The 20,875-nt window shown below is 74.0% G+C and carries 20 protein-coding genes; 7 read left to right on the top strand and 13 right to left on the bottom strand.

Annotation, left to right across the window (positions count from 1 at the left end):
* Positions 1-12: 12 nt before the first annotated feature.
* Positions 13-1,311, bottom strand: a complete 1,299-nt coding sequence (locus tag ACYF6T_RS15155) for an MFS transporter (RefSeq protein WP_461696648.1) — start codon at positions 1,309-1,311, stop codon at positions 13-15.
* A gap of 94 nt (positions 1,312-1,405) precedes the next feature.
* Positions 1,406-2,023, bottom strand: coding sequence for a LysE/ArgO family amino acid transporter (locus ACYF6T_RS15150; protein WP_461696647.1), 618 nt, complete (start codon positions 2,021-2,023; stop codon positions 1,406-1,408).
* A 66-nt stretch (positions 2,024-2,089) separates the two neighbouring features.
* Between ACYF6T_RS15150 and ACYF6T_RS15145 the strand changes: the two genes are divergently transcribed.
* A complete protein-coding gene (locus ACYF6T_RS15145; protein WP_461696646.1) occupies positions 2,090-3,013 on the top strand; it encodes a LysR family transcriptional regulator ArgP in 924 nt (307 codons plus the stop codon).
* Here ACYF6T_RS15145 and ACYF6T_RS15140 read toward each other — a convergent pair.
* Positions 2,964-3,701, bottom strand: coding sequence for a TetR/AcrR family transcriptional regulator (locus ACYF6T_RS15140; RefSeq protein WP_461696644.1), 738 nt, complete (start codon positions 3,699-3,701; stop codon positions 2,964-2,966). The genes ACYF6T_RS15145 and ACYF6T_RS15140 overlap by 50 nt on opposite strands.
* A 115-nt stretch (positions 3,702-3,816) precedes the next feature.
* On the opposite strand from ACYF6T_RS15140, the gene ACYF6T_RS15135 reads away from it, so the two are divergent.
* Both ACYF6T_RS15135 and ACYF6T_RS15130 read left to right on the top strand, forming a co-directional pair.
* The gene (locus ACYF6T_RS15135) at positions 3,817-5,034 is read left to right on the top strand and encodes a saccharopine dehydrogenase family protein (RefSeq protein WP_461696642.1); all 1,218 of its coding nucleotides are present in this window, start codon (positions 3,817-3,819) and stop codon (positions 5,032-5,034) included.
* A 108-nt stretch (positions 5,035-5,142) separates the two neighbouring features.
* The gene (locus ACYF6T_RS15130; protein ID WP_461696641.1) at positions 5,143-5,394 is read left to right on the top strand and encodes a WhiB family transcriptional regulator; all 252 of its coding nucleotides are present in this window, start codon (positions 5,143-5,145) and stop codon (positions 5,392-5,394) included.
* Positions 5,395-5,399: 5 nt separating this feature from the next.
* Here ACYF6T_RS15130 and ACYF6T_RS15125 read toward each other — a convergent pair whose 3' ends face one another.
* The 4 genes from ACYF6T_RS15125 to ACYF6T_RS15110 are packed head-to-tail and all read right to left on the bottom strand — an operon-like array spanning position 5,400 to position 10,156.
* The gene (locus tag ACYF6T_RS15125) at positions 5,400-7,223 is read right to left on the bottom strand and encodes a sensor histidine kinase (protein WP_461696639.1); all 1,824 of its coding nucleotides are present in this window, start codon (positions 7,221-7,223) and stop codon (positions 5,400-5,402) included.
* Complete coding sequence (locus tag ACYF6T_RS15120; RefSeq protein WP_461696638.1) at positions 7,220-7,918, bottom strand: response regulator transcription factor; 699 nt, start codon at positions 7,916-7,918, stop codon at positions 7,220-7,222. Before ACYF6T_RS15120 ends, ACYF6T_RS15125 begins: the two co-directional genes overlap by 4 nt.
* Before the next feature lie 19 nt (positions 7,919-7,937).
* Entirely contained in the window at positions 7,938-8,693 is a 756-nt protein-coding gene (locus tag ACYF6T_RS15115; protein ID WP_461696636.1) for a L,D-transpeptidase family protein, read from the bottom strand.
* A gap of 41 nt (positions 8,694-8,734) precedes the next feature.
* The gene (locus tag ACYF6T_RS15110; RefSeq protein ID WP_461696634.1) at positions 8,735-10,156 is read right to left on the bottom strand and encodes a M1 family metallopeptidase; all 1,422 of its coding nucleotides are present in this window, start codon (positions 10,154-10,156) and stop codon (positions 8,735-8,737) included.
* 154 nt (positions 10,157-10,310) lie between these two features.
* Here ACYF6T_RS15110 and ACYF6T_RS15105 point away from each other — a divergent pair, with 154 nt between their 5' ends.
* Positions 10,311-10,670 carry a DUF488 domain-containing protein gene (locus ACYF6T_RS15105; RefSeq protein WP_461696633.1) on the top strand — a complete coding sequence of 120 codons (360 nt, stop codon included), beginning with the start codon at positions 10,311-10,313 and terminating at the stop codon, positions 10,668-10,670.
* On the opposite strand, the gene ACYF6T_RS15100 is transcribed toward ACYF6T_RS15105, so the two are convergent.
* The 5 genes from ACYF6T_RS15100 to ACYF6T_RS15080 form a co-directional block, all read right to left on the bottom strand.
* On the bottom strand, positions 10,625-12,481 hold the full coding sequence (locus ACYF6T_RS15100; RefSeq protein ID WP_461696631.1) for a GMC family oxidoreductase N-terminal domain-containing protein: 1,857 nt from the start codon (positions 12,479-12,481) through the stop codon (positions 10,625-10,627). The genes ACYF6T_RS15105 and ACYF6T_RS15100 overlap by 46 nt on opposite strands.
* Positions 12,478-13,860, bottom strand: a complete 1,383-nt coding sequence (locus ACYF6T_RS15095) for a hypothetical protein (RefSeq protein WP_461696630.1) — start codon at positions 13,858-13,860, stop codon at positions 12,478-12,480. Before ACYF6T_RS15095 ends, ACYF6T_RS15100 begins: the two co-directional genes overlap by 4 nt.
* Entirely contained in the window at positions 13,857-14,543 is a 687-nt protein-coding gene (locus tag ACYF6T_RS15090) for a FadR/GntR family transcriptional regulator (RefSeq protein ID WP_461696629.1), read from the bottom strand. The genes ACYF6T_RS15095 and ACYF6T_RS15090 overlap by 4 nt, the downstream gene beginning before the upstream one ends.
* Before the next feature lie 160 nt (positions 14,544-14,703).
* Complete coding sequence (locus ACYF6T_RS15085; RefSeq protein WP_461696628.1) at positions 14,704-16,374, bottom strand: FAD-binding dehydrogenase; 1,671 nt, start codon at positions 16,372-16,374, stop codon at positions 14,704-14,706.
* A 17-nt stretch (positions 16,375-16,391) separates the two neighbouring features.
* A complete protein-coding gene (locus ACYF6T_RS15080) occupies positions 16,392-17,027 on the bottom strand; it encodes a TetR/AcrR family transcriptional regulator (RefSeq protein WP_461696627.1) in 636 nt (211 codons plus the stop codon).
* Between the two features lie 136 nt (positions 17,028-17,163).
* Between ACYF6T_RS15080 and ACYF6T_RS15075 the strand changes: the two genes are divergently transcribed.
* The 3 genes from ACYF6T_RS15075 (at position 17,164) to ACYF6T_RS15065 (ending at position 20,000) form a co-directional block, all read left to right on the top strand.
* The gene (locus ACYF6T_RS15075) at positions 17,164-17,790 is read left to right on the top strand and encodes an alpha-ketoglutarate-dependent dioxygenase AlkB (protein WP_461696626.1); all 627 of its coding nucleotides are present in this window, start codon (positions 17,164-17,166) and stop codon (positions 17,788-17,790) included.
* A 187-nt stretch (positions 17,791-17,977) separates the two neighbouring features.
* A complete protein-coding gene (locus tag ACYF6T_RS15070; protein ID WP_461696625.1) occupies positions 17,978-18,724 on the top strand; it encodes an MBL fold metallo-hydrolase in 747 nt (248 codons plus the stop codon).
* A gap of 40 nt (positions 18,725-18,764) precedes the next feature.
* On the top strand, positions 18,765-20,000 hold the full coding sequence (locus ACYF6T_RS15065) for a DUF4032 domain-containing protein (protein ID WP_461696624.1): 1,236 nt from the start codon (positions 18,765-18,767) through the stop codon (positions 19,998-20,000).
* Here the strand turns inward: ACYF6T_RS15065 and ACYF6T_RS15060 are convergent.
* Positions 19,987-20,874 (bottom strand): universal stress protein, encoded by an 888-nt coding sequence (locus ACYF6T_RS15060; protein WP_461696623.1) that lies wholly within the window; start codon positions 20,872-20,874, stop codon positions 19,987-19,989. The genes ACYF6T_RS15065 and ACYF6T_RS15060 overlap by 14 nt on opposite strands.
* Position 20,875: the final 1 nt, after the last annotated feature.

The following is a 20,875-nucleotide window of genomic DNA, read 5'->3' as shown; positions in this document are numbered from 1 at the left end:
CGCCGCGGTGCCTCAGATCCGGTAGCGGCGCAGTGCCGGCACCGCGGCGGCCAGGACCAGCATCACCGCCACGACCAGCAGCCCGCCGCCCGCGACGGCGGTGCGGGTGCCGAAGGCCGAACCCGCCGTGCCGTGCAGGACGTCGGCGAGCCGGGGGCCGCCCGCGACGACGACCGTGAAGACGCCCTGCATCCGGCCGCGCATCTCGTCGGTGGCGGCGGAGAGCAGGATCGCCCCGCGGAAGACCATCGAGACCATGTCGGCGACCCCGGCCGCCGCCAGGAAGGCCGCCGCGATCCACAGGTTGCGGCTCAGCCCGAACCCGGCGATCGCCGCGCCCCAGGCGACGACCGCGCCGATCACCATCCAGCCGTGCCGGCGGGCCCGGGAGAACGTCCCGGAGAACAGCCCGCCCAGCACCGCGCCGATGGGGATCGCCGCGAACAGCAGGCCGAGGGCGAGCCCTTCGCCGTAGGGACGGAACGTCTCGGCGGCGAGCTGCGGGAACAGGGCGCGGGGCATGCCGAGGACCATGGCGATGATGTCGGCCAGGAAGGAGAGCAGCAGCACCTTGTGGCGGGCGATGTAGCGGAAGCCGGCCGCGATCTCCCGCACGCCCGCGCGCCGCGCCGCCGCCCCGGCCAGGGGCGGCAGGGAGGGCAGCCGGTAGACCGCCCACACGGTGACGCACAGCGCGAGCGCGTCGATCAGGTACAGCTCCGGCAGGCCGATGACCGGGATGAGCGCGCCCGCCAGCAGGGGGCCGACGACCTGGCCGGTCTGCATGACGGTCGAGCCGAGCGCGTTGGCGGCGGGCAGCTGCTGCTCGGGCACCAGACGGGCGATGGAGGCGTTGCGGGCGGGGGCGTTCAGGCCCCAGAACGCCTGTTGCAGGGCGAGCAGCACCATCAGGACGGCGACCGAGTCCAGGGAGGTGACGGCCTGGACCCAGAACAGCAGCGAGGTGACGGCGATGCCGGTGTTGGTCACCAGCAGCAGCTTGCGCCGGTCGACGCTGTCGGCGATCGCCCCGCCCCACACGGCGAAGACCATCAGCGGCAGCAGTCCGGCCAGGCTCGCGTAGCCGACCCAGGCCGAGGAGCCGGTGATGTCGTAGATCTGCTTCGGCACGGCGACCGCGGTCAGCTGGCTGCCGACGGCCGTGACGATCGTGGAGGACCACAGCCGGCGATAGGGCGGGATGCGCAGCGGACGGGTGTCCATCGCCCAGCGACGCCAGCCGCGCCGGGGCGGCTCCGCCTCGGCCGGGGCCGGCGTCTGCGGTTCGGTGCTGCTCTCGCTGGTGTCCACGGGCTTCCTGGTTGCTAGATACATCTTTCGGGTCCAGGTTCACTATCCCACCACCAGCGGGGAGTTCGGGACGCGCGGTCTCGGATGCCGGGACTCACACCCCCGTCGCGAGTGTGACGCCGAGCACGATCATCGTCGCGGCGACCAGCCCGTCCAGGACCCGCCAGGCGGCGGGCCGGGCCAGGAAGCGGCCGAGCAGCCGGGCGCCGAAGCCGAGCGCGGCGAACCAGCACAGGCTGGCGAGGGCGGCGCCCAGGCCGAAGGTCCAGCGCAGCGGGCCGCGGTCGGCGGCGAGCGAGCCGAGCAGGAACACGGTGTCGAGGTAGACGTGCGGGTTGAGCCAGGTCATCGCCAGGCAGGTCAGGACGGCCCGCCTGCGGGAGCCGGCCGCCTCGCCCTCCGTGCCCAGTGCGCCGCCGCTCGGCCGCAGCACCCGGCGCGCGGCGAGCAGGCCGTAGCAGATCAGGAACGCCCCGCCGATCCAGCCCACCGCCGTCAGCGCCCCCGGCCACGCCACCACCACCGCGCCGACCCCGCCCACCCCCAGGGTGATCAGGACGGCGTCGGACAGGGCGCAGATGCCGACGACGGCCAGCACGGCGTCGCGGCGCGCCCCCTGGCGCAGGACGAAGGCGTTCTGGGCGCCGATGGCGACGATGAGGGAGAGGCCGGTGCCGAATCCTGCGGCCGCGGCGGTCAGGGCGTTGGTCATGCCATCGACGCTACGGAGACGATCACTGCGCGTACAGCTAAAGATTCTTAGGTATCATTAGCCCTTGTGAAGTCCGAGCTGACTGAGCTTCCCCTCGACCAGGTGCGGACGCTGCTGGCGGTGGTGGACGAGGGCACCTTCGACGCGGCGGCCGCGGCGCTGCACGTGACACCGTCGGCGGTCAGTCAGCGGGTGAAGGCGCTGGAGCAGCGCACGGGCCGGGTGCTGCTGATGCGCACCAAGCCGGTGCGGCCGACCGAGTCGGGCGAGGTGGTCGTGCGGTTCGCCCGGCAGCTGGCCCGGCTGGAGCGCGACGCCCGCGCCGAGCTCGGCATGAGCTCGGCCGGAGAGCCCACCCGGGTGTCGATCGCGGTGAACGCCGACTCCCTGGCCACCTGGCTGCTGCCGGCGCTCACGCGCGTACGGCACGAGCCCCGGCTCTGTTTCGAGCTGCGCCGCGAGGACGAGACGCGCACCGCGACGCTGCTCCGCGAGGGCCTGGTGATGGCCGCGGTGACCTCCTCGCCCGAGCCGGTCACCGGCTGCTCGGTACGCGCCCTGGGCCGGATGCGCTACGTCCCGGTCGCCCACCCGGACTTCGTGCGCGAGCATCTCGGCGGGCCACTGCCGCAGGCGCTCGCCACGGCGCCGACGGTGGCCTTCGACCGCAGCGACGACCTCCAGGACGCCTTCGTGCGCCGGCTGCGGCACGGCAGCGGCGGCGCGAGCGCGGTACGGCACTTCGTGCCCACCTCCGAGGGGTTCGCCGCGTCGGTGGCGGCGGGCCTCGGCTGGGGGCTGGTGCCCGAGGTGCAGGCCGAACCGCTGCTGCGGTCCGGACACCTGGTGCGCCTCTGCGAGGACCGCACGCTCGACGTCCCGCTGTACTGGCAGCAGTGGAAACTGGACTCCCCCGCCCTGGCGGCCGTCGCCGAGGCGGTCACGCAGGCGGCGCGGCAGGCGCTGCGCGGGACCGCCCGCCCTTCCTGAGCTGGGCCTGCGCGCTGTCCAGGAGCATCTCCAGCGCCGTCGGATAGGCGCTGTCGACCATGTGGGCGGCCAGCAGTGGTGCCGCCTCGGCGATGCGGGGGTGGGTGCTGCTCGGCAGGCGGGCGTAGGTCGAGCGCCACATGTCCTCGTCCGCGCGCAGGGCCGCGCTCGGCAGGGCCAGGGAGGCGGCGTCGAGGGCGGCGAAGGCCAGGGTCTGGTCGATGAAGGCGTGGTAGATGCGCACGGTGTCCGGCAGCGGGAAGCCCGCGGTGCGCAGGATGTCCAGGACGGCCTCGTCGGCGGCCAGTTCGTTGGCCCGGCCGGTGACCCGGCTCGTCGTCAGCACCGCGGCCTGCGGGTGGGCGAGGTAGGCGGCGTGGATGCGCAGGCCGACGGCGCGCAGGTCGGCTCGCCACCGTCCGGTCGGCCGCCAGCCGTCGAGGGCCTGGCCGATGAGCGCGTCGCCGATGGCCAGGATCAGGTCGTCCATGCCGCGGAAGTAGCGGTAGAGCGTGCTGGGGTCGGCGTCCAGGGCCAGGCCGAGCCGGCGGGCGGTCAGGCCGGTGCTGCCGTGCTCGCGCAGCAGGCGCAGCGCCGTCTCGACGATCAGCCGCTCCGACAGCACCGTGCCGCTCCTGGTCGGCCTGCGCCGGCGCCGCTTCTCCTCGGGCACCACCGGTTTGGGCACCGCACCCACCCCACTCTCCCCTTATGCCAACGCCATTGACCTTACGTGAGCCGACGGCGTTGTATCGGCGGCGGGGCCCCACGTCCGTAGACCTTCTGCCGAGGGAGTACCTGTCATGCGTGTCCTGCTCGTGGGCGCCGGTGGTGTGGGCACCGCCGTCACCCGGATCGCGGCCCGTCGTCCGTTCTTCGAGGCGATGGTCGTCGCCGACTACGACCCCGCCCGGGCCGAGGCGGCGGTCGCGGCGCTCGGCGGCGACGCCCGCTTCCGGGCCGAGCGCGTCGACGCCGGTGACGAGGCGGCCGTCACCGCCCTGCTGCGCCGGCACGCCTGTGACGTGCTGCTCAACGCCACCGACCCGCGCTTCGTGCTGCCGCTGTTCCGGGCGGCCCGGTCCGCCGGCGCCTCGTATGTCGACATGGCGATGTCGCTGTCGCATCCGCACCCCGAGCGCCCCTACCAGGAGTGCGGGGTCAAGCTCGGCGACGACCAGTTCGCGCAGGCCGAGGAGTGGGAGAAGGCGGGGGCGCTGGCGCTGGTCGGCATGGGCGTGGAGCCGGGCCTGTCGGACGTCTTCGCCCGGCACGCCGCCGACGAGCTCTTCGACGACATCGAGGAGATCGGCGTCCGCGACGGCGCGAACCTCACCGTCGACGGCTACGACTTCGCGCCCTCCTTCAGCATCTGGACCACGATCGAGGAGTGCCTCAACCCACCCGTCGTCTACGAGGCCGGCCGCGGCTGGTTCACCACCGAGCCGTTCAGCGAGCCGGAGGTGTTCGACTTCCCCGAGGGCATCGGTCCCGTCGAGTGCGTGAACGTGGAGCACGAGGAGGTGCTGCTGGTCCCGCGCTGGGTCGACGCGCGCCGTGTCACCTTCAAGTACGGCCTGGGCCGCGAGTTCATCGACACGCTGCGGACGCTGCACCTGCTGGGCCTGGACCGCACCGACCCGGTGACCGTGCCGAGCGCCGCCGGCCCGGTCGCCGTCTCGCCCCGGGACGTCGTCGCCGCCTGTCTGCCCGACCCGGCGACCCTGGGCGAACGGATGCACGGCAAGACCTGCGCGGGCACGTGGGTGCGCGGCACCAAGGACGGCAGGCCGCGCGAGGTGTACCTGTACCACGTGGTCGACAACCAGTGGTCCATGAAGGAGTACGGCAGCCAGGCCGTGGTCTGGCAGACCGCGGTCAACCCGGTCGTCGCCCTCGAACTCCTCGCCACCGGCGCCTGGTCCGGCTCCGGCGTCCTCGGCCCCGAGGCGTTCCCCGCCCGCCCCTTCCTGGACCTGCTCACCGCGTACGGCTCCCCGTGGGGCATGCGCGAGCAGTGAGCCCGTTCCGAGCGGACTGCGTAGTTTCACTTGCGCATCGACAGGTGACCCGGAAACGAGTAAGCCATTCGCGAGGGCACGTACGACTTCGATCGCAGGTGACTATTGATGGACAACTGGCGAGACCAGGCCGCGTGCCGCAACGAGGATCCCGACCTCTTCTTCCCGATCGGCACCTCCGGCCCCGCGTTGCTGCAGACCGAACAGGCGAAGGCGGTGTGCGGGCGGTGCCCGGTGCGGGAGGAGTGTCTGGGCTGGGCCCTGGACCACGGCGAGATCCTGGGCGTGTGGGGCGGCACCAGCGAGATGGAACGGCGGGCCCTGCAGCGCCGTCGGCGCCTCGCGGCCCGCAACGGGTAGCCCGTTCACCCGCCGGGGGGCGCCGCGGCCGGCAGCCGCAGCGTGAAGACCGCGCCGGCGCCGGGTTCGCTCGCCGCCTCGGCCGTTCCTCCGTGCGCCGCGACCAGGTGGCGCACGATCGACAGGCCCAGACCACTGCCGCCGGTGCGCCGGCTGCGTGACTTCTCGGCACGCCAGAACCGCTCGAAGACGTGCGGCAGGTCCTCCGGCGCGATGCCCGTGCCGGTGTCGGCGACGGTGAACACCACCTCGTCGCCGTCCCGGCGGGCGGCCAGGATGACCGTCCCCTGCGGCGGGGTGTGCCGCAGGGCGTTGGAGACCAGGTTGCCGAGCACCTGCCGCATCCGCACCGGGTCGGCGTCGAGCCGGCAGTCGCCCTCCGTCTCGGTGCGCAGGGCGACTTCGGCGGTGTCGGCGGCGACGCGGTGGGCGGCGGCGACCTGGTCGAGCAGGTCGCCGGCGCGCACCGGCTCGGGGTGCAGGCGCAAGGTGCCCGCGTCGGCGGCGGCGAGGTCCTGCAGGTCGTCGATGATGCGCTGGAGCACCACCGCCTCGTCGTGCAGGGAGGACAGCAGCGCCGGATCGGGGGCGACGACACCGTCCCGGGTCACCTCCAGCCAGCCGCGGATGTTGGTGAGGGGGCTGCGCAGTTCGTGGGCGATGTCGCTGACCATGGCCTTGCGCTGCGCTTCCAGCCGTTCTCTGCGCTCGGCCAGGTCGTTGAAGGCCTCCGCCAGGATGCCCGTCTCGTCCCGGGTGGTCACCGGTACCCGGGTGTGCAGTTCCGGCGGCTGCTGGGCCGCTTCGGTCAGCGCGCGCAGCGGACGCACCAGCCGGGTGGCGGCCACCGCCGTCACCGCGACCGTCACGGCGAGGACCAGACCGACGACTCCGACGATCTTCGCCTTGTTGGCCGGGGACATGTCGAAGCGGGGCGGCGTGGTGTCGTCGCCGCCGAGGTACAGGTCGGCCACCGGGGCGACATAGGGGTCGAGCTGGGCGCGCAGGGCCGCGTCGGCGCACCCCCGCGCGGTGTTCAGGGCGTGTTCGTCGCCCGCCTTCTCGTACTTGGCGATGACGTACCGGCTCAACGGGTTGCGGCCGGTCGGGTTGAGGAACAGCACCAGCGGCGCGTCGAGGCTCAGGCCGTGCTGGTGCATGCAGGTGCGGGCGGACGCGGTCAGCGCGTCCAGGGCCTTCTTCTCGGTGCGCACGGGGGTGCTGAGCCCGTAGCCGCACTCCTCGGCCAGGTAGTCCGTGCCGTCGCCGCCGTCCGAGTTCAGCAGGACGGGACGGCCGCTCGGGGTGTGCTCGATCTTGACGTCGACGCCGAAGCGGGCGTCGCAGGACCGCAGTTTCTCGGCGATCGCGTCCAGCTGCGTGCGCTCGCCCGCGGTGAGCCGGTACGGGCCCACCGCACGCGGGTCGACGCCGCTGAGCTGGGCGCCGGGCTGGGTGTAGGTGTCGGTGTGCAGGGGGTCGACGGTGGCCGCGGCGCCCAGGGGCAGGGCGGTGCCCTTGGCCGCCGAGTCGGCGATGAGGGTGCGGTCGGTGGTGGTGAGCGCTATGCGCCGCCCGGTCTGCGCGGCGAGGCTGCGCACGAGGGGCCGCACCCCCTTCCAGTCGGGGTGGGTGGCCGCGTACCCGCTGAGCCTGGCCAGGATGCGCAGGTCGTCGGCGAGGTCCTGGCCCTGTTCCTCGCGCAGCGCGCGGGTGGTGGTCTCCACCGCCAGCCAGGTGGTCGCGGCCACCGAGCACACCGCGATGAGCGCCGACGCGAACAGCAGCCGGACCAGCAGGCGTTTGCGCAGCGGGATCCGCCGCTTCACGGCCGGCCGCCGCTGAGCTTGTAGCCCACGCCGAACACGGTCAGCAGCCGCACCGGACGGCGTGGGTCGGCCTCGATCTTCTTGCGCAGGTTCATGATGTGGACGTCGACGGCCCGCTCGGTCGACGCCCGGTCCAGCCCGCGGGTGCACTGCAGCAACTGGCGCCGGGTGAACACCCGTTCCGGCTCCCCCGCCATCGCCAGCAGGATCTGGAACTCGGCCGGCGTGCACTCCACCGGCGTCCCGTCGCAGCGCACCTCGTGCCGCACCGGGTCGACGGCGAGGCCCGCTGCCCGCACGACGGGGTCCTCCCGGCCGCCCGCCGCGCGCCCGCTGCGCCGCAGCACCGTGCGGATACGGGCCATCAGCTCGCGGGGACTGTAGGGCTTGGTGATGTAGTCGTCCGCGCCCAGCTCCAGGCCGAGCAGGACGTCGTCTTCGTCGGAGCGGGCGGTGAGCATCAGCACCGGGAGGTCCTCGTCGCCGCCGCGCAGCACCCGGCAGACTCCGAAGCCGTCGATCACCGGCAGCATCAGGTCCAGCACCACCAGGTCGGGCCGCAGGCTGCGGGCGGCGGCCAGGGCGGCCGCGCCGTCGTGGACCACGGTCGCGGTGTGGCCCTCCGCCAGCAGGGAGCGGCGGATGAGCTCGGCCTGCATCTCGTCGTCCTCGGCGACCAGTACATGTGCGCACACTTGGCGGATCCTAAGCGGCTCAGCGGGCCAGGGAGGCGGCGTCGCCCATGACCACGACGGGATGGCGGGCGGGGTCCAGGGCGCGCAGCAGGTCCTTCATGTGCTGTTCGGAGACGCTCACGCAGCCGTGCGTGGGGCCGCCGTGGTCGACGTGGATCCATATGCCGCCGCCGCGTCCCGCGCCCATCGGGCGGGTCCAGTCCAGGGGCGAAGTGCCGGGCCGGCGGTTGTAGTTGATGGCGATCACGTAGTCGAAGGAGCCCGCGAGGGGCTCGCCCTCGAAACCCGTGCCCGGCGAGGTGAAGCCGGAGGACTGGGTGTACGGCAGCCGGCTGCCGGGGTCGCGCAGCAGTCCCCCGGCGTCGGTCAGACCGTAGACGCCGATCGGTGAGCGCAGGTCGCCGGCCTCGTGGTGGTCGCTCCAGCCCTTGAGGGCGTTGTGGGCCGGCCAGCTCGCGCCGGCCTGCCAGCCGGCCGTGGTGCGCTGGTACAGCACGACCGTGGACACCGGCGAGTTCCTGCTCTTTCCGGTGACCACGACGGCCTGGCGGGCGTCGGCCGGGATCCGCGCCAGGGTCTTCGGCCCCAGCCCGGGCAGGTTCTCGGGGGCGGCCTGGACCGACAGCAGCGGCGAGGGTGAGGCGGTGGGGGTGCTCGTGGGCGCTGTCGTGGCGTCGGTGGGGCGGCCCGTCGACGCCACGGCCCCGCCGCCGCACCCCGTCAGCAGGACGGAGGCGGCGAGCAGGGCGAGGGCACGGGGTCTGGCAGCGATCATGAATCGACCTTGACCGACACTTGTGAGGAACTGGTCAGGTTTTACGCCTTGTTCGGCTTGCCCTGAGCGTAGAGCCAGGTCTGGAACAGGCTGTCCAGATCCTTGCCCGACTGCCTTTCCGCGAGGTGAACGAATTGTGCGGTCGTGCCGTGTCCGTCGCGGCGCTCGGCCGCCCAGGCGCGCAGGATGCGGAAGAACACCGGGTCCCCCACGGCCTTGCGCAGTGCGTGCAGGGCCATGGCGCCGCGCGCGTAGACGGGGGTGCCGAAGATGTTCGCGCCGCTGCCCGGGTCGCCGGGCGGGAACGCCCACAGGTCGTCGGTCGCCGCGCGGGCGTAGAGCGTGTCGAAGGTCTTCTGGGCGCTCGGCCCGCCGTGCTGTTCGCTGTAGAGCCACTCGGCGTACGTCGCGAAGCCCTCGTTGAGCCAGATGTCCTTCCAGGTGGTGAGGGAGACGGAGTCCCCGAACCACTGGTGGGCGTTCTCGTGGACGAGGGTGCCCAGATCGGGCGCGGAGTCGTACAGCGGGCGGGACTGGGTCTCCAGCGCGTATCCCACGTCCGGAGCGTGGTCCACGATCGATCCGGCCGCCCGGTAGGGGTAGGGCCCGAAGACCTTGCTCTCCCAGGCCAGCACGGACGGCAGCTTCTTCAGCACGGGCGCGGCGGCGGACGCCTCGCGGGGGTCGACGGCGTTGTAGACGCGGATGCCGTCGCCGGTGGTGTACCGCTCCACCTTGAACTTCCCGACGGTCGCGGTGGCCAGGTAGGCGGCCATGGGCTCGCTCTGGCGCCAGTGGAAGGTGGTGTGCCCGTGCGCGGTCCGCTGCCCGAGCAGCAGGCCGTTGGAGACGGCGGTGCGTCCCTTGGGCACGGTGATCGTGATGTCGTACGACGCCTTGTCCCGGGGGTGGTTGTTCGCGGGGAACCAGGTCATGGCGCCCTGCGGCTCTCCGGCGACGAACGCGCCGTCGTCGGTGGTGATCCAGCCGTCGGCCGAACCGTCGGGGTCGGTGACCTGCCGGGGGGTGCCGTCGTAGGTGACGGTGACGCGGAACGGCTCGCCGGGGCGCAGCGCACGGCGCGGGGTGACGACGAGTTCCTGTCCGTCGCGGTGGAAGCCGGCCGGGGCGTGGCCGACGCGCACGCTCCTGACCGTCAGGCCCTTGAGGTCGAGGTCGAAGCGGCCGAGCCACTGGGTGGCCCGGGCGGTCAGGACGGCAATGCCGTCGAGGTGGCGGGTGCCGGTGTCGTAACGGAGCGTCAGACCGTAGTGGCGGACGTGGTAGCCGCCGTTGCCGGCGAGCGGGAAGTACGGATCGCCGACACCGGGCGAGCCGTTGCCGGGTGAACCGGCGCCGGTGGCCACGGCGGTGCCCGCGCCGGCGAGCAGGGCGGCGAGGGCGACGGGGACGGTCACGGCCGGGACGGCTCGTCGGACGGTCTGTCGACGGGATTGCCTCACGTGCGCTCCTTGGGGGGTGGCTGGTGATCAATCGGCCCCCAGGCTAGGGGCGCGACGGCGGGGATTCCTCCTCCTTCCGGCCAAGTCACCCAGCGTCACCCGGCGCCGCCGCACTACGCTCGGCAGCACCCGCCCTCCGCAGAAAGGCCCGATCGTGAGCGTTCGCGTGCGTCGCGTCTACGAACCCCCCGAGCCGGACGACGGCGTGCGCGTCCTGGTCGACCGGCTGTGGCCACGCGGTGTGTCCAAGGACGCGGCGCACGTCGACGAGTGGCCCAAGGGCCTGACCCCGTCGACCGAGCTGCGCCGCTGGTACCACGCGGGCGAGGGCTCGTTCGAGGAGTTCGCCGAGCGGTACGAGGCGGAGCTGGCCGAGCCGGAGGCCGCCGAACTCCTCGACCACGTCAGGCGGTTGGCGGCCGAGGGGACGGTCACCCTGCTCACCTCGGCGAAGTCGGTCGAGGAGTCTCACGCGGCGGTGCTGCTCCGGCTGCTGCAAACGCGGTCGAGGTAGCTCCCGGTGACGGCCAGCGCCGTTGCCATGATGCTCAGTTGCGGGTTGACCTCCGGGCAGGACGGCAGGACCGAGGCGTCCGCGACGAGGACGCCGTGGACGCCGCGCAGCCGTCCCTCGGGGTCGGCGGGGGCCCGCTGCGCATCCGCGCCCGCGGCGGCCGTGCCCGTGGGGTGGAAGGCGGACAGGTGCAGGTCGCGGGGGGTGATCCCGGCCAGTACGGCGTCGAGTTCGCCGAGCGTGCGGGCCCGCGGCGCGCGGGGGACGCCGGTGAGGACCTCGTGGGCGCCGGCGGCGAACAGCAGCCGGCCCATGGCGCGTACCGCCGTCACCAGCCGGGCACCGTCGGCCGGGTCGAGGGCGTAGCGGACGAGCGCGCGGCCCCGGCCGAGGACGCGGCCCGACGGCCGGTCGGCGATCATGGCGCCGAGGACGGCGAGCCGGTCGGCCCCCTCCAGCTCTCGGCGCAGGGCGCGGCCCAGGCCCGGCAGGACGAAGCTGCTCATGCCCGGGGGGCTCGCGGTGGCCTCGATCAGGATGCCCCGGTCGTGCAGTTCCTCGACCCCCACGCTCTGCAGGACGCCCTGCCAGGAGGTGACCGGCTCGGTGAAGCGGCCGGCGACGCTGGTGGCCGGGTGGACGCTGAGGTTGCGGCCCAGGCGGGGGTGGCCGCCCAGGCCGGAGCGGCGCAGCAGCAGCGGGGTGTGCAGGGCTCCGGCGGCGGTGACGACGAGCGGCGCGAGGACTTCCAGCTCCGTTCCGTCGGCCCGCCGTGCCAGGACGCCCGCCGCGCGGGGCGGTCCCGGCCGGTCGCGGTCGACCAGGATCCGCCGGGCACGGGCGCCGGTGACGATGCGCGCTCCGTGGGCGCACGCGTCGGGCAGCACCGACAGGTGCACCGCCTGTTTGGCGCCGGTGGGGCAGCCCACGACGCACTGGCAGGAACCCTTGCAGCCGGGGGCGTTGCGCCGCAGCGGTCCGGCCCGCCAGCCGAGCTTCTCGGCCCCGGCCAGCGCGAGGAGGCCGTTGGCGCCGAGGACGTCGAGGGGCTGGGGGGCCACCGTGAGGGTGCGCTCGATCTCGTCCAGCCCGGCTTCCAGGCCCTCGGCGAGCCGGAAGCCGTGCCGGCGGCTCCAGCGGTCCAGGACGTGGGCCGGAGTGCGGTAGCAGGTGCCGGAGTTGACGACGGTCGTGCCGCCGACCGCGCGGCCGACGGGCAGCAGGAGGGGCGGGTCGCCCAGGGCGACGGTCGCGCCTGCGTCGCGGTAGAGGTCGGTGAAGCGGTCCAGGGGGGCGCGGCGGCTGAAGGAGGCGGTGGTGTGGTGCTCGCCCTCCTCCAGCACGACCACGTCGAGTCCGGCGCGGGCGAGGGTGCGGGCCGCCACTGCTCCCCCGGCGCCGGAACCGACGACCACGGCGTCCGCGGTGGCCCGCGCGGGCCACTGGCCGGCCGGGACGCAGGCCAGGGGCGGGTCCTCGGGGGCGGCGGGTGCCGGTGCCGTCGGCGTGCGCTCGGTGGCGGCGGCGAGCAGCACGGGGAGCTTCAGCAGGTCGAGTGCCGGGACGAGCGCGGGGCGGGCGGCGAGTGAGGCGAGCACCCGCTCGCGCTCGTCCGGGGTGAGGCCGGCGAGACGGCGGCCGCTGTGCAGGACGGCGTAGGCGTCCACGGCGAGGAGACCGGCGCGCACCGCGGCGTTCACGGGGCCGGGCAGCCCGGCCAGGAAGGCGTCCAGCCGGCCGGGCACCCGTCCGGGCCAGTCCTCCTCGCCGGTGTCGGCGAGGAGCGCGGCGACCGGTCCCGGGGCGGTCACCGGTCCCCCACCTCGGCGTGGGCGGTGCCCTGGAGGCTCCACTCGGCCTCGGTGCGCCAGCGGCCCCACCACCGCTGCAGCAGGATCGTGGCGTCGGCGGCCTCGCTGTTGCGGCACACCGCCAGGGCGCCGTCCGGGTCGCGGTAGTCGAGGGTGAGGGTGCGCTCGGCGGGCTGGCGGACCTCCACGCGCAGCCGGCGCAGCAGGGTGCGGCCGGTCACCGTCCAGGCGGGCAGGCCGATGCGGGCGCGGAACCGGCCGATGCCGAGCAGCCCGACCGCCGAGCGCTCCGCCCGGCGCGGCCAGAGGCGGTCGCGGTGGCGCAGGCGCAGGAAGACCAGCGGGGGCAGCCGTCGCAGTCCGGGCCGGGTCGACACCGCCGCGACGACCTCCAGGACGTCCCCGCCGCCGAGGTCGGCGTGCAGCCAGGCCCAACGGCGGGCGTTGCCCCGGCCGTTGATGCGGGCGGAGGCTCCGGGGGCACCGCGCAGGGCGAGGGTGCGCTCCCCGTCGTGGAAGGTGCCGTCGTAGGTGGCCCGGGCCGCCGGGAGCATGTGGGCGGCCGGCAGCAGGGGGTGCCGCCAGGACCAGCGCGGGAAGGTGAACAGCGGTCCGGCGAGGGGCCGTTCGGTGAGGTCCCAGCGGAAGTCGCCGGCGCTTCCGGACAGTCTGCCGGGGGCGGCGACGACACCGCCGGCGCCGAAGCCGTCGGTGGGGTTCGTCCAGGGGGCCGGTCCGAAACGGGCGTGGCGGACCTCGGCGCCGGGCGGGAAGGCGGCGGCCCAGCCGTGGGTGAAGGGCGCGGTTCCGTCGGCGGGGGCGACGAGTTCGTGGTGCAGCCAGAGACCGGTGCCGGTGGCGGGGTCGGTCAGGGTGGTGTACCAGACCTCGGTGTGTCCGGCGCCGCCGTCCCAGCGTGGGGCGAGGAAGCGGGCGGGCTCCTGACGGCGGGGGAAGCGGAAACCGAGCAGGAAGGGCACCAGCCGGGTGGCGAGGGGGAAGCGGAGGGTGCCCCGGCCGACCGTCACGCCGTCCTCGTACAGGGTGAACGGCAGCACGGTCATCGACCTCACCGGGCGACGCGGGGTGACCGACTTCCAGCCGTCCAGGGTGAGGGTGCGGCCGTCGGCGGCGAAGGTCAGGCGGTAGCGGATGCGGCGGCGGGCGAGCGGGGAGATTTCCAACTCGCCGGTGGCGAGGGGGTCGTCGGCCAGCCCGGCGATGCGGATCCGGCCGGTCAGCCGGGCGGGGGTGGTGCGGTGCGGGCGCAGCACCTCGCCGGCTTCGGCCCGCAGGTCCAGGCGGATCCGGCGCGGGGGGTGAGCGCCGTCGAGCCGGACCGTGCCCAGCATCGTCTCGGTGAACGTGGTGCCCCTCACGCCGGCCCCTCCAGCATGATCCGCTCGGTGTCGCGCAGATAGGCGTCCGCCGCGGCGTGCGCCCGGCCGCCGTCCGCCGACGCCACCGCCTCCACGACCGGGGCGAGCCGCCGGTGGGCGGTCTCGGCGTCGGTGAACGGCCCGCGCAGGGCGGCACGCACGGGCAGGTAGGCGTTGAAGAGGGTGTTGGTGAGCAGGACGTAGACCCGGTTGCCGGTCGCCCGGGCGAGGGCGCGGTGCACCTCCACGTCGGCCAGCTGCACCTCGTCGGGGCTGGCCGCCTCCCGTACGGCGGCCAACCGGGCGCGCAGTTCGGCCAGTTGGGCGCGGGTGGCCCGGGCCGCGGCCCGCTCGGCGATCAACGCGCCGACGGAGCGCCGCACTTCGAAGATCTCGCGCACCCAGGACGCGTCGTGGCGCACCAGCATCGGCAGCAGGTCCGCGCCGCCCAGCCGGGCGAAGTCCCGCACCCGGGTGCCGACGCCGTGCCGGGTCTCCAGCAGGCCGGCCTGCACCAGACGCCCGAAGGCGTGCTTGAGGGTGGTGCGGGTGACGCCGTATCCGTCGGCGAGGCTGCGCTCGGGGGGCAGATAGCTGCCGGCCGGGTGCCGGCCGGCCAGGATGTCCTCCCGCAGCCGGGCCTCCAGGACGTCCACGATCGTCTCGCGGGGCAGTGCCTCCACGGTGCCTCCTCGTACGGAGCGGAGTGGATGAGTGGCTCAGCCACTGAACCAGCACGCCCGCCCGAAGGGCAACCCCCTTGCAGCAACGCGTTGTTCGTTCGGGAAACACCGTGAGGGCGGCCCGCCGCACGCGGCGCCGCCCCCACGAGCGCTGTCCGGATCAGGCGGTCTGGCGCGCCGCCGCCCGTCCCGCCGCCCGCCCCGAGAAGAGGCAGCCGCCGAGGAAGGTGCCCTCCAGCGCGTTGTAGCCGTGGACGCCGCCGCCGCCGAAGCCGGCCACCTCGCCGGCCGCGTACAGCCCGGCGATCGGCTCGCCGTCGGTGCCCAGGGCGCGCGAGTCGAGGTCGGTCTGGATGCCGCCGAGCGTCTTGCGGGTGAGGATGTGCAGCTTGACGCCGATGAGCGGGCCGGCCTCCGGGTCGAGGATGCGGTGCGGGGTGGCGACGCGGCCGAGGCGGTCGCCGATGTAGCGGCGGGCGTTGCGGATGCCCTGCACCTGGCTGTCCTTGCTGTACGGGTTGGCCAGTTGCAGGTCGCGGGCCTCGATCTGGCGGCGGATCTCGGCCGCGTCGAGCAGCGGCTTGTCCGTCAGGTCGTTCATCTTCGCGACGAGCTGCTCCAGGGTGGGGGCGGTCACGAAGTCGGCGCCCTTGCGCAGGAAGGCGTCCACCGGGCCCGGGGCGCCCTTGCCGAGGCGGTTCTTCAGCACCGCGGCCTTGTCCTTGGCGGTGATGTCGGGGTTCTGCTCGGAGCCGGAGAGCGCGAACTCCTTCTCGATGATCTTCTGGGTGAGGATGAACCAGGAGTGGTCGTGGCCGGCGATGTCCTCGGTGGTGCGCAGGTACTTGAGCGTGTTGAGGGTGTCGTAGCCCGGCAGGCACGGGTCCGGCAGGCGGCGGCCCAGCGCGTCGAACCACATCGAGGACGGGCCGGGCAGGATGCGGATGCCGTGGCCGGGCCAGATCGGGTCCCAGTTCTGCAGGCCCTCGGTGTAGTGCCACATGCGGTCGCGGTTGACCAGGCGGACGCCGGCCTCGGCGCTGATGTCGAGCATGCGGCCGTCGACGTAGGCGGGCACGCCGGTGACCATCTCGGCGGGCGGGGTGCCCAGCCGCTGCGGCCAGTAGCGGCGCACGATGTCGTGGTCGGCGCCGATGCCGCCGGTGGTGACGATCACGGCCTGGGCGGTGAGCTCGAAGTCGCCGACGCGGTCGCGGTTGGAGGCGACACCGCGGGGCGAGCGGTCCTCGGCGAGGACCGTGCCGCGCACACCGCGGGCGGTGCCGTCCTCGATGACCAGTTCGTCGACCCGGTGGCGGTGGTGGAAGGTGAGCAGTCCGTCGCGGGCCGCCTGCCGGGCGGAGTTCACGAAGGGCTCCACCACGCCGGTGCCGGTGCCCCAGGCGACGTGGAAGCGCGGTACGGAGTTGCCGTGTCCGTCGGCGCGCAGGTCGCCGCGTTCGGCCCAGCCGACCGTCGGCAGGAACTTGATGCCGTGCCCTTCCAGCCAGGACCGCTTCTCCCCGGCCGCCCACTCGACGTAGGCGCGCGCCCAGCGCACCGCCCAGGAGTCCTCGTCCGCGACCCGGTCGAACTGCGCGCTGCCCTGCCAGTCGTTCCAGGCCAGGTCGAAGGAGTCCTTGATGCCGAGCCGGCGCTGCTCCGGGGAGTCGACGAGGAACAGGCCGCCGAAGGACCAGAACGCCTGGCCGCCGAGGTTGGCGGCGTTCTCCTGGTCGACCAGGGCGACGCGCCGTCCCCTGCTGGTGAGTTCGTGCGCGGCGACCAGGCCCGCGAGGCCCGCTCCGACGACGATGACGTCCGCATCCATGGCGACCGTTCCCTTTCTCAGTGGCCTCGTTGGGGGGTGCCGCTGCCGTCGGTCAGCAGGGCGGTGAGCAGTTGCTTCAGCCAGACCCGGGCGTGGTCGACGTCCTTGTCCAGCAGGAGTTGGGTGGTGACCCCGTCGTAGGCGGCGACCACGGCGTGCGCCGCTCCGTCGATGTCGCCGAGTACGGCGGGCGGGCGGGCGAAGCCCCGGGCGCGGGCCAGGCGGGCCGCGATCGCGCCGCGCAGCCGGGCCCGGTGCTCCAGCAGGGTCTCGGCCACCCGGGGATCGCGGGCCGCGTGCACCAGGAAGTCCGTCTTCACCAGCAGCCAGTCCACGTCCAGCAGGAGCACCTCGGTGACCCGGTCCACGGAGGCCGGCACGTCGAGGTCGGGTCCGTCGAGGGCGAGCGCGTCGGCGACCTGCTCGGCGATCAGGTCGGCGCGCTGGCGGTAGAGGGCGAAGAACAGCTCGTCCAGGCTGGCGAAGTTGGAGTAGAAGGCGCCCCTGCTGTAGCCGGCGGCGTCGCACACCTCCTCGATCGAGACGCGCCCGAACCCCTTGGCGGCGAACACGGCGAACGCGGCGTCGAGCAGGTTGGCCCGCGTGCGGACCCGGCGCCTGGTCACGCGCCGTGCCGTCTGTTCAGCCACCACGGTCAGCCCTCCGTTCGATACGTGAATGTATCCGATACACCGATGTATCGAAAGCCCGCGTGGCAGGCCGGAAGAGCTCGGGTACCGGCTGGAATTCGGTTGGAACACATTTTCGAATCGGGGGTACGCTGGAACCATGACCACGCACCTCCAGGGCTCTCTCTTCGATCAGACCGACCAGCTGCGCCTCGGCCCCCTCGACGGGATCCGCCGGACCAGGCTGGGCTTCGGCGCCTGGATCGACGTACTGCCCGGATGGCTCACCGGCTCGGACGACCTGTTCGAACAGCTGGCCGCCGAGGTCCCCTGGCGGGCCGAGCGACGCACGATGTACGACCAGGTCGTCGACGTACCCCGGCTGCTCGCGTTCTACGGCGCCGACGACCCGCTGCCGCACCCGGTCCTGGCCGAGGCGCGCGCGGCCCTGTCCGCGCACTACGCCGCCGAGCTGGGCGAGCCGTTCGCCACGGCCGGGCTGTGCTACTACCGCGACGGCCGGGACAGCGTGGCCTGGCACGGCGACCGCATCGGACGCGGCGCGCGCGAGGACACGATGGTCGCCATCCTCTCGGTGGGCGCCTCCCGCGACCTGCTGCTGCGCCCGGCGCGCGGCGGCGAGACGGTACGCCGGCCGCTGGGGCACGGCGACCTGATCGTGATGGGCGGCTCCTGCCAGCGGACCTGGGAGCACTGCGTACCGAAGACCACCCGGGCCGCGGGACCACGCATCAGCGTGCAGTTCCGCCCGCACGGTGTGCGCTGAGGCGGAGAGGCGGCCGCTTCGGGCGCACCCGGGGGCTGCCTCCGGCGGACGGTGCCGGAGGCAGCCCTTTTTCGCGGAAACCGGCCCTTTTTCGCGGGAACCGGCGTGGAGTCAAGCCTCTCACGCGAGCCGAGGTTGACGTGGACCCGATGGTTCCGTACCCCCCGGGGTCTGCTTTGCTGGGTGCATGCGGGCAGACGTGCGGCAAGTCACCGACGGCATCCACCTGGTGCACGGCAGCGACACCAACTGGGTGATCCTCACCGAGGGCGACGAGGTCACGCTGATCGACACCGGCTACCCGGGCGACCGGGAGCAGCTCCTCGCCTCGCTCGCGGCGGTGGGCGCCGCGCCGGAGGCGGTCGCGGCCGTCCTGGTCACCCACGCGCACAACGACCATCTCGGCTCGGCCGAGTACCTGCGCACCGCCTACGGCACGCCCGTCTACCTGCACGAGGCCGAAGTACCGCACGCCCGGCGGGACTTCCTGCACCAGGTGGGCGTCGTCCAGGTCGCCCGCAACAGCTGGCGCCCCGGCGTGCTGCCCTGGGCCCTGCGCGCCCTGCGCTCCGGCGGCACCGCGCACGTCCCCGTCACCGCTCCCGAGCCGTTCCCGGCGCCGGGCGCGCTCGACCTGCCCGGCCGGCCCGTGCCCGTGCCCACGCCCGGCCACACCGACGGGCACGCCGCCTTCCACCTCCCGCACGCGGGCGTGGTGATCAGCGGCGACGCCCTGGGCACCGGGCACCCCACCTCGCGGGTCCGGGGACCGCAGCTGCTGCCCCCGATGTTCGACCACGAACGCGCCCGCGCCCTGGCCTCCCTCGACGTCCTGGCCGGCCTCGACGGCGACCTCCTGCTGCCCGGACACGGGCCCGCGCACCGCGGTCCGGTACGGGAAGCGGCACTTCAGGCCAAGGAGCGCGCCCTCTAAGGTGAGGTGACGATCACCGCGAGACGAGGACGACCGCCCCATGGCCCTGCAGATCAGCGCGACGAACCCGGAGCACCCCGCGCTCCTGCTCGAACTGCCGTGGCACCTGCCCCTGGAACGGTGGCCCGAGGAAGTCCTGGTCCCGCTGCCGCGCGGCATCTCCCGCCACGTCGTGCGCTACGCGCGCGCCGGCGACGAGGTGATCGCCGTCAAGGAACTCGCCGAACGGCCCGCGCTGCGCGAGTACGAACTGCTGCGCGACCTGGACCGGCTGTCCATCCCTGCCGTCGACCCCCTCGCCGTGGTCACCGGCCGCACCGACGAGGCGGGCGACCCGCTGGAGTCCGTCCTGGTCACCCGGCACCTGCGCGGATCGCAGCCGTACCGCTCGATGTTCGAGACGACCATGCGCCCGGCCACCATGCACCGACTCATGGACGCGCTCGCCGTACTGCTGGTCCGCCTGCACCTGGCCGGGTTCGTCTGGGGCGACTGCTCGCTGTCCAACACCCTCTTCCGGCGCGACGCGGGCGCCTACGCCGCCTACCTCGTGGACGCCGAGACCGGCGACCTGCACCCGCAGCTGAGCACCGGGCAGCGCGAGTACGACCTGGAGCTGGCCCGCGTGAACATCAGCGGCGAACTGCTCGACCTGGAGGCCTCCGGGGCGCTGCACCCCTCGGTCGACCCGATCGAGTTCGGCACCGAGATCTGCGCCCGCTACAGCGGCCTGTGGGACGAGCTGACCCGCACCTCGGTGTACCCGGCGGGCAAGTACCACTACATAGAGCGCCGGATACGCCGTCTGAACGACCTCGGCTTCGACGTCGCCGAGATGCAGATCGGCCACTCTTCCAACGGCGACACCGTCACCTTCGTGCCCAAGGTCGTCGACGCCGGCCACCACCAGCGCCAGCTGCTGCGCCTGACCGGCCTGGACGCCGAGGAGAACCAGGCCCGCCGGCTGCTCAACGACCTGGAGAGCTGGATGGCCACCCAGGACGACTACGCCCCGGGCGACCCCCTCGCCGCCCGCCCCGAGGTGCTCGCCCACCGCTGGGTACGGGACGTCTTCCGGCCCACCGTCCGGGCGGTGCCGCCGGAGCTGCGCGGCACCATGGACCCGGCGGAGATCTACCACGAGCTGCTCGAACACCGCTGGTACCTGTCCGAGCGCGCCCAGCACGACATCGGCCTGGACACGGCGGTCAAGGACTACATCGCCAACGTGCTGCCCAAGGCGCGCGAGAGCCTGGAGCCGGTCACCCCTGAGTGACCAAGGGGTGCGGGACCACGGCCACCGGGCACGGGGCGTGATGCAGCACCCCGTGCGCCACCGAGCCGATCCGGGCGCCCACGGCCGTCCGGTGCGCCCGCCGGCCGACGACCATCAGCTGGGCCCGCGCCGCCAGCGACAGCAGCACCTGCCCCGCGCTGCCCATCTCGACGTGCTCGACCACCGGCACGTCCGGGAAGCGCTCCCGCCACGGCTCCAGCGCCGCCGCGAGCCCCTTCTTCTCGTACGGCTCCAGGCCCCCGGCCTGGTCCAGCAGTTGCAGCGAGCCCGGGCTGTAGGCGAAGACGGGCGGCAGCGTCCAGGCCCGCACGGCCCGCACCGTGGCGCCCCGGGCGGCGGCCGTCTCGAACGCGAACCGCAGCGTCTCGGCGCTGTCCTCCGGCTCGCCCTGCTGACCGACGACGACCTCCCGCCCGGCCGCCTCGGCCGCCGGCTGGTCCCCCGCCCGCACCAGCACCACCGGCCGCTTCGCCTCGGCGACCACCTGCTGGCCCACGGAGCCCAGCAGGAACCCGACGACCGGGCCGTGCCCGCGCGAGCCCAGCACCAGCATCTCGGCGTCCGCCGCGGCGTCGACCAGCGTGTCCACGGCCCCGCCCGCCACGATGTCCGTGCTCACCGCGAGCTCCGCGTGGCGTGAGGTGACGCCGCGGACGGCCTCCTCGACCGCCTCCCGCACCCACCCGGCCTGCGTCTCGGCGTCGGCCGCCTCGATCCCTTCGTACGGCTCGTAGCGCCAGGCGTGCACCACCCGCAGCGCCACGTCCCGCCGCACCGCCTCCCGTGCCGCCCAGCCCAGCGCGGCGAGCGACTCCTCGCTGCCGTCGACCCCTGCCATGATCGGGCCCGTCATC

It is taken from the genome of Streptomyces sp. 7R007 (genome assembly GCF_054850255.1).
The sequence above is the reverse complement of the archived record's forward strand: the minus strand, read 5'-3'. Positions and strand labels throughout refer to the sequence as shown.

Bases quoted from the DNA above. Each gene is read 5' to 3' on its own strand.
- ACYF6T_RS15150 (WP_461696647.1), bottom strand. From the start codon at position 2,023: ATGACCAACGCCCTGACCGCCGCGGCCGCAGGATTCGGCACCGGCCTC.
- ACYF6T_RS15135 (WP_461696642.1), top strand. From the start codon at position 3,817: ATGCGTGTCCTGCTCGTGGGCGCCGGTGGTGTGGGCACCGCCGTCACC.
- ACYF6T_RS15130 (WP_461696641.1), top strand. From the start codon at position 5,143: ATGGACAACTGGCGAGACCAGGCCGCGTGCCGCAACGAGGATCCCGAC.
- ACYF6T_RS15115 (WP_461696636.1), bottom strand. From the start codon at position 8,693: ATGATCGCTGCCAGACCCCGTGCCCTCGCCCTGCTCGCCGCCTCCGTC.
- ACYF6T_RS15085 (WP_461696628.1), bottom strand. From the start codon at position 16,374: ATGGATGCGGACGTCATCGTCGTCGGAGCGGGCCTCGCGGGCCTGGTC.
- ACYF6T_RS15075 (WP_461696626.1), top strand. From the start codon at position 17,164: ATGACCACGCACCTCCAGGGCTCTCTCTTCGATCAGACCGACCAGCTG.
- ACYF6T_RS15070 (WP_461696625.1), top strand. From the start codon at position 17,978: ATGCGGGCAGACGTGCGGCAAGTCACCGACGGCATCCACCTGGTGCAC.
- ACYF6T_RS15065 (WP_461696624.1), top strand. From the start codon at position 18,765: ATGGCCCTGCAGATCAGCGCGACGAACCCGGAGCACCCCGCGCTCCTG.
- ACYF6T_RS15060 (WP_461696623.1), bottom strand. From the start codon at position 20,874: ATGACGGGCCCGATCATGGCAGGGGTCGACGGCAGCGAGGAGTCGCTC.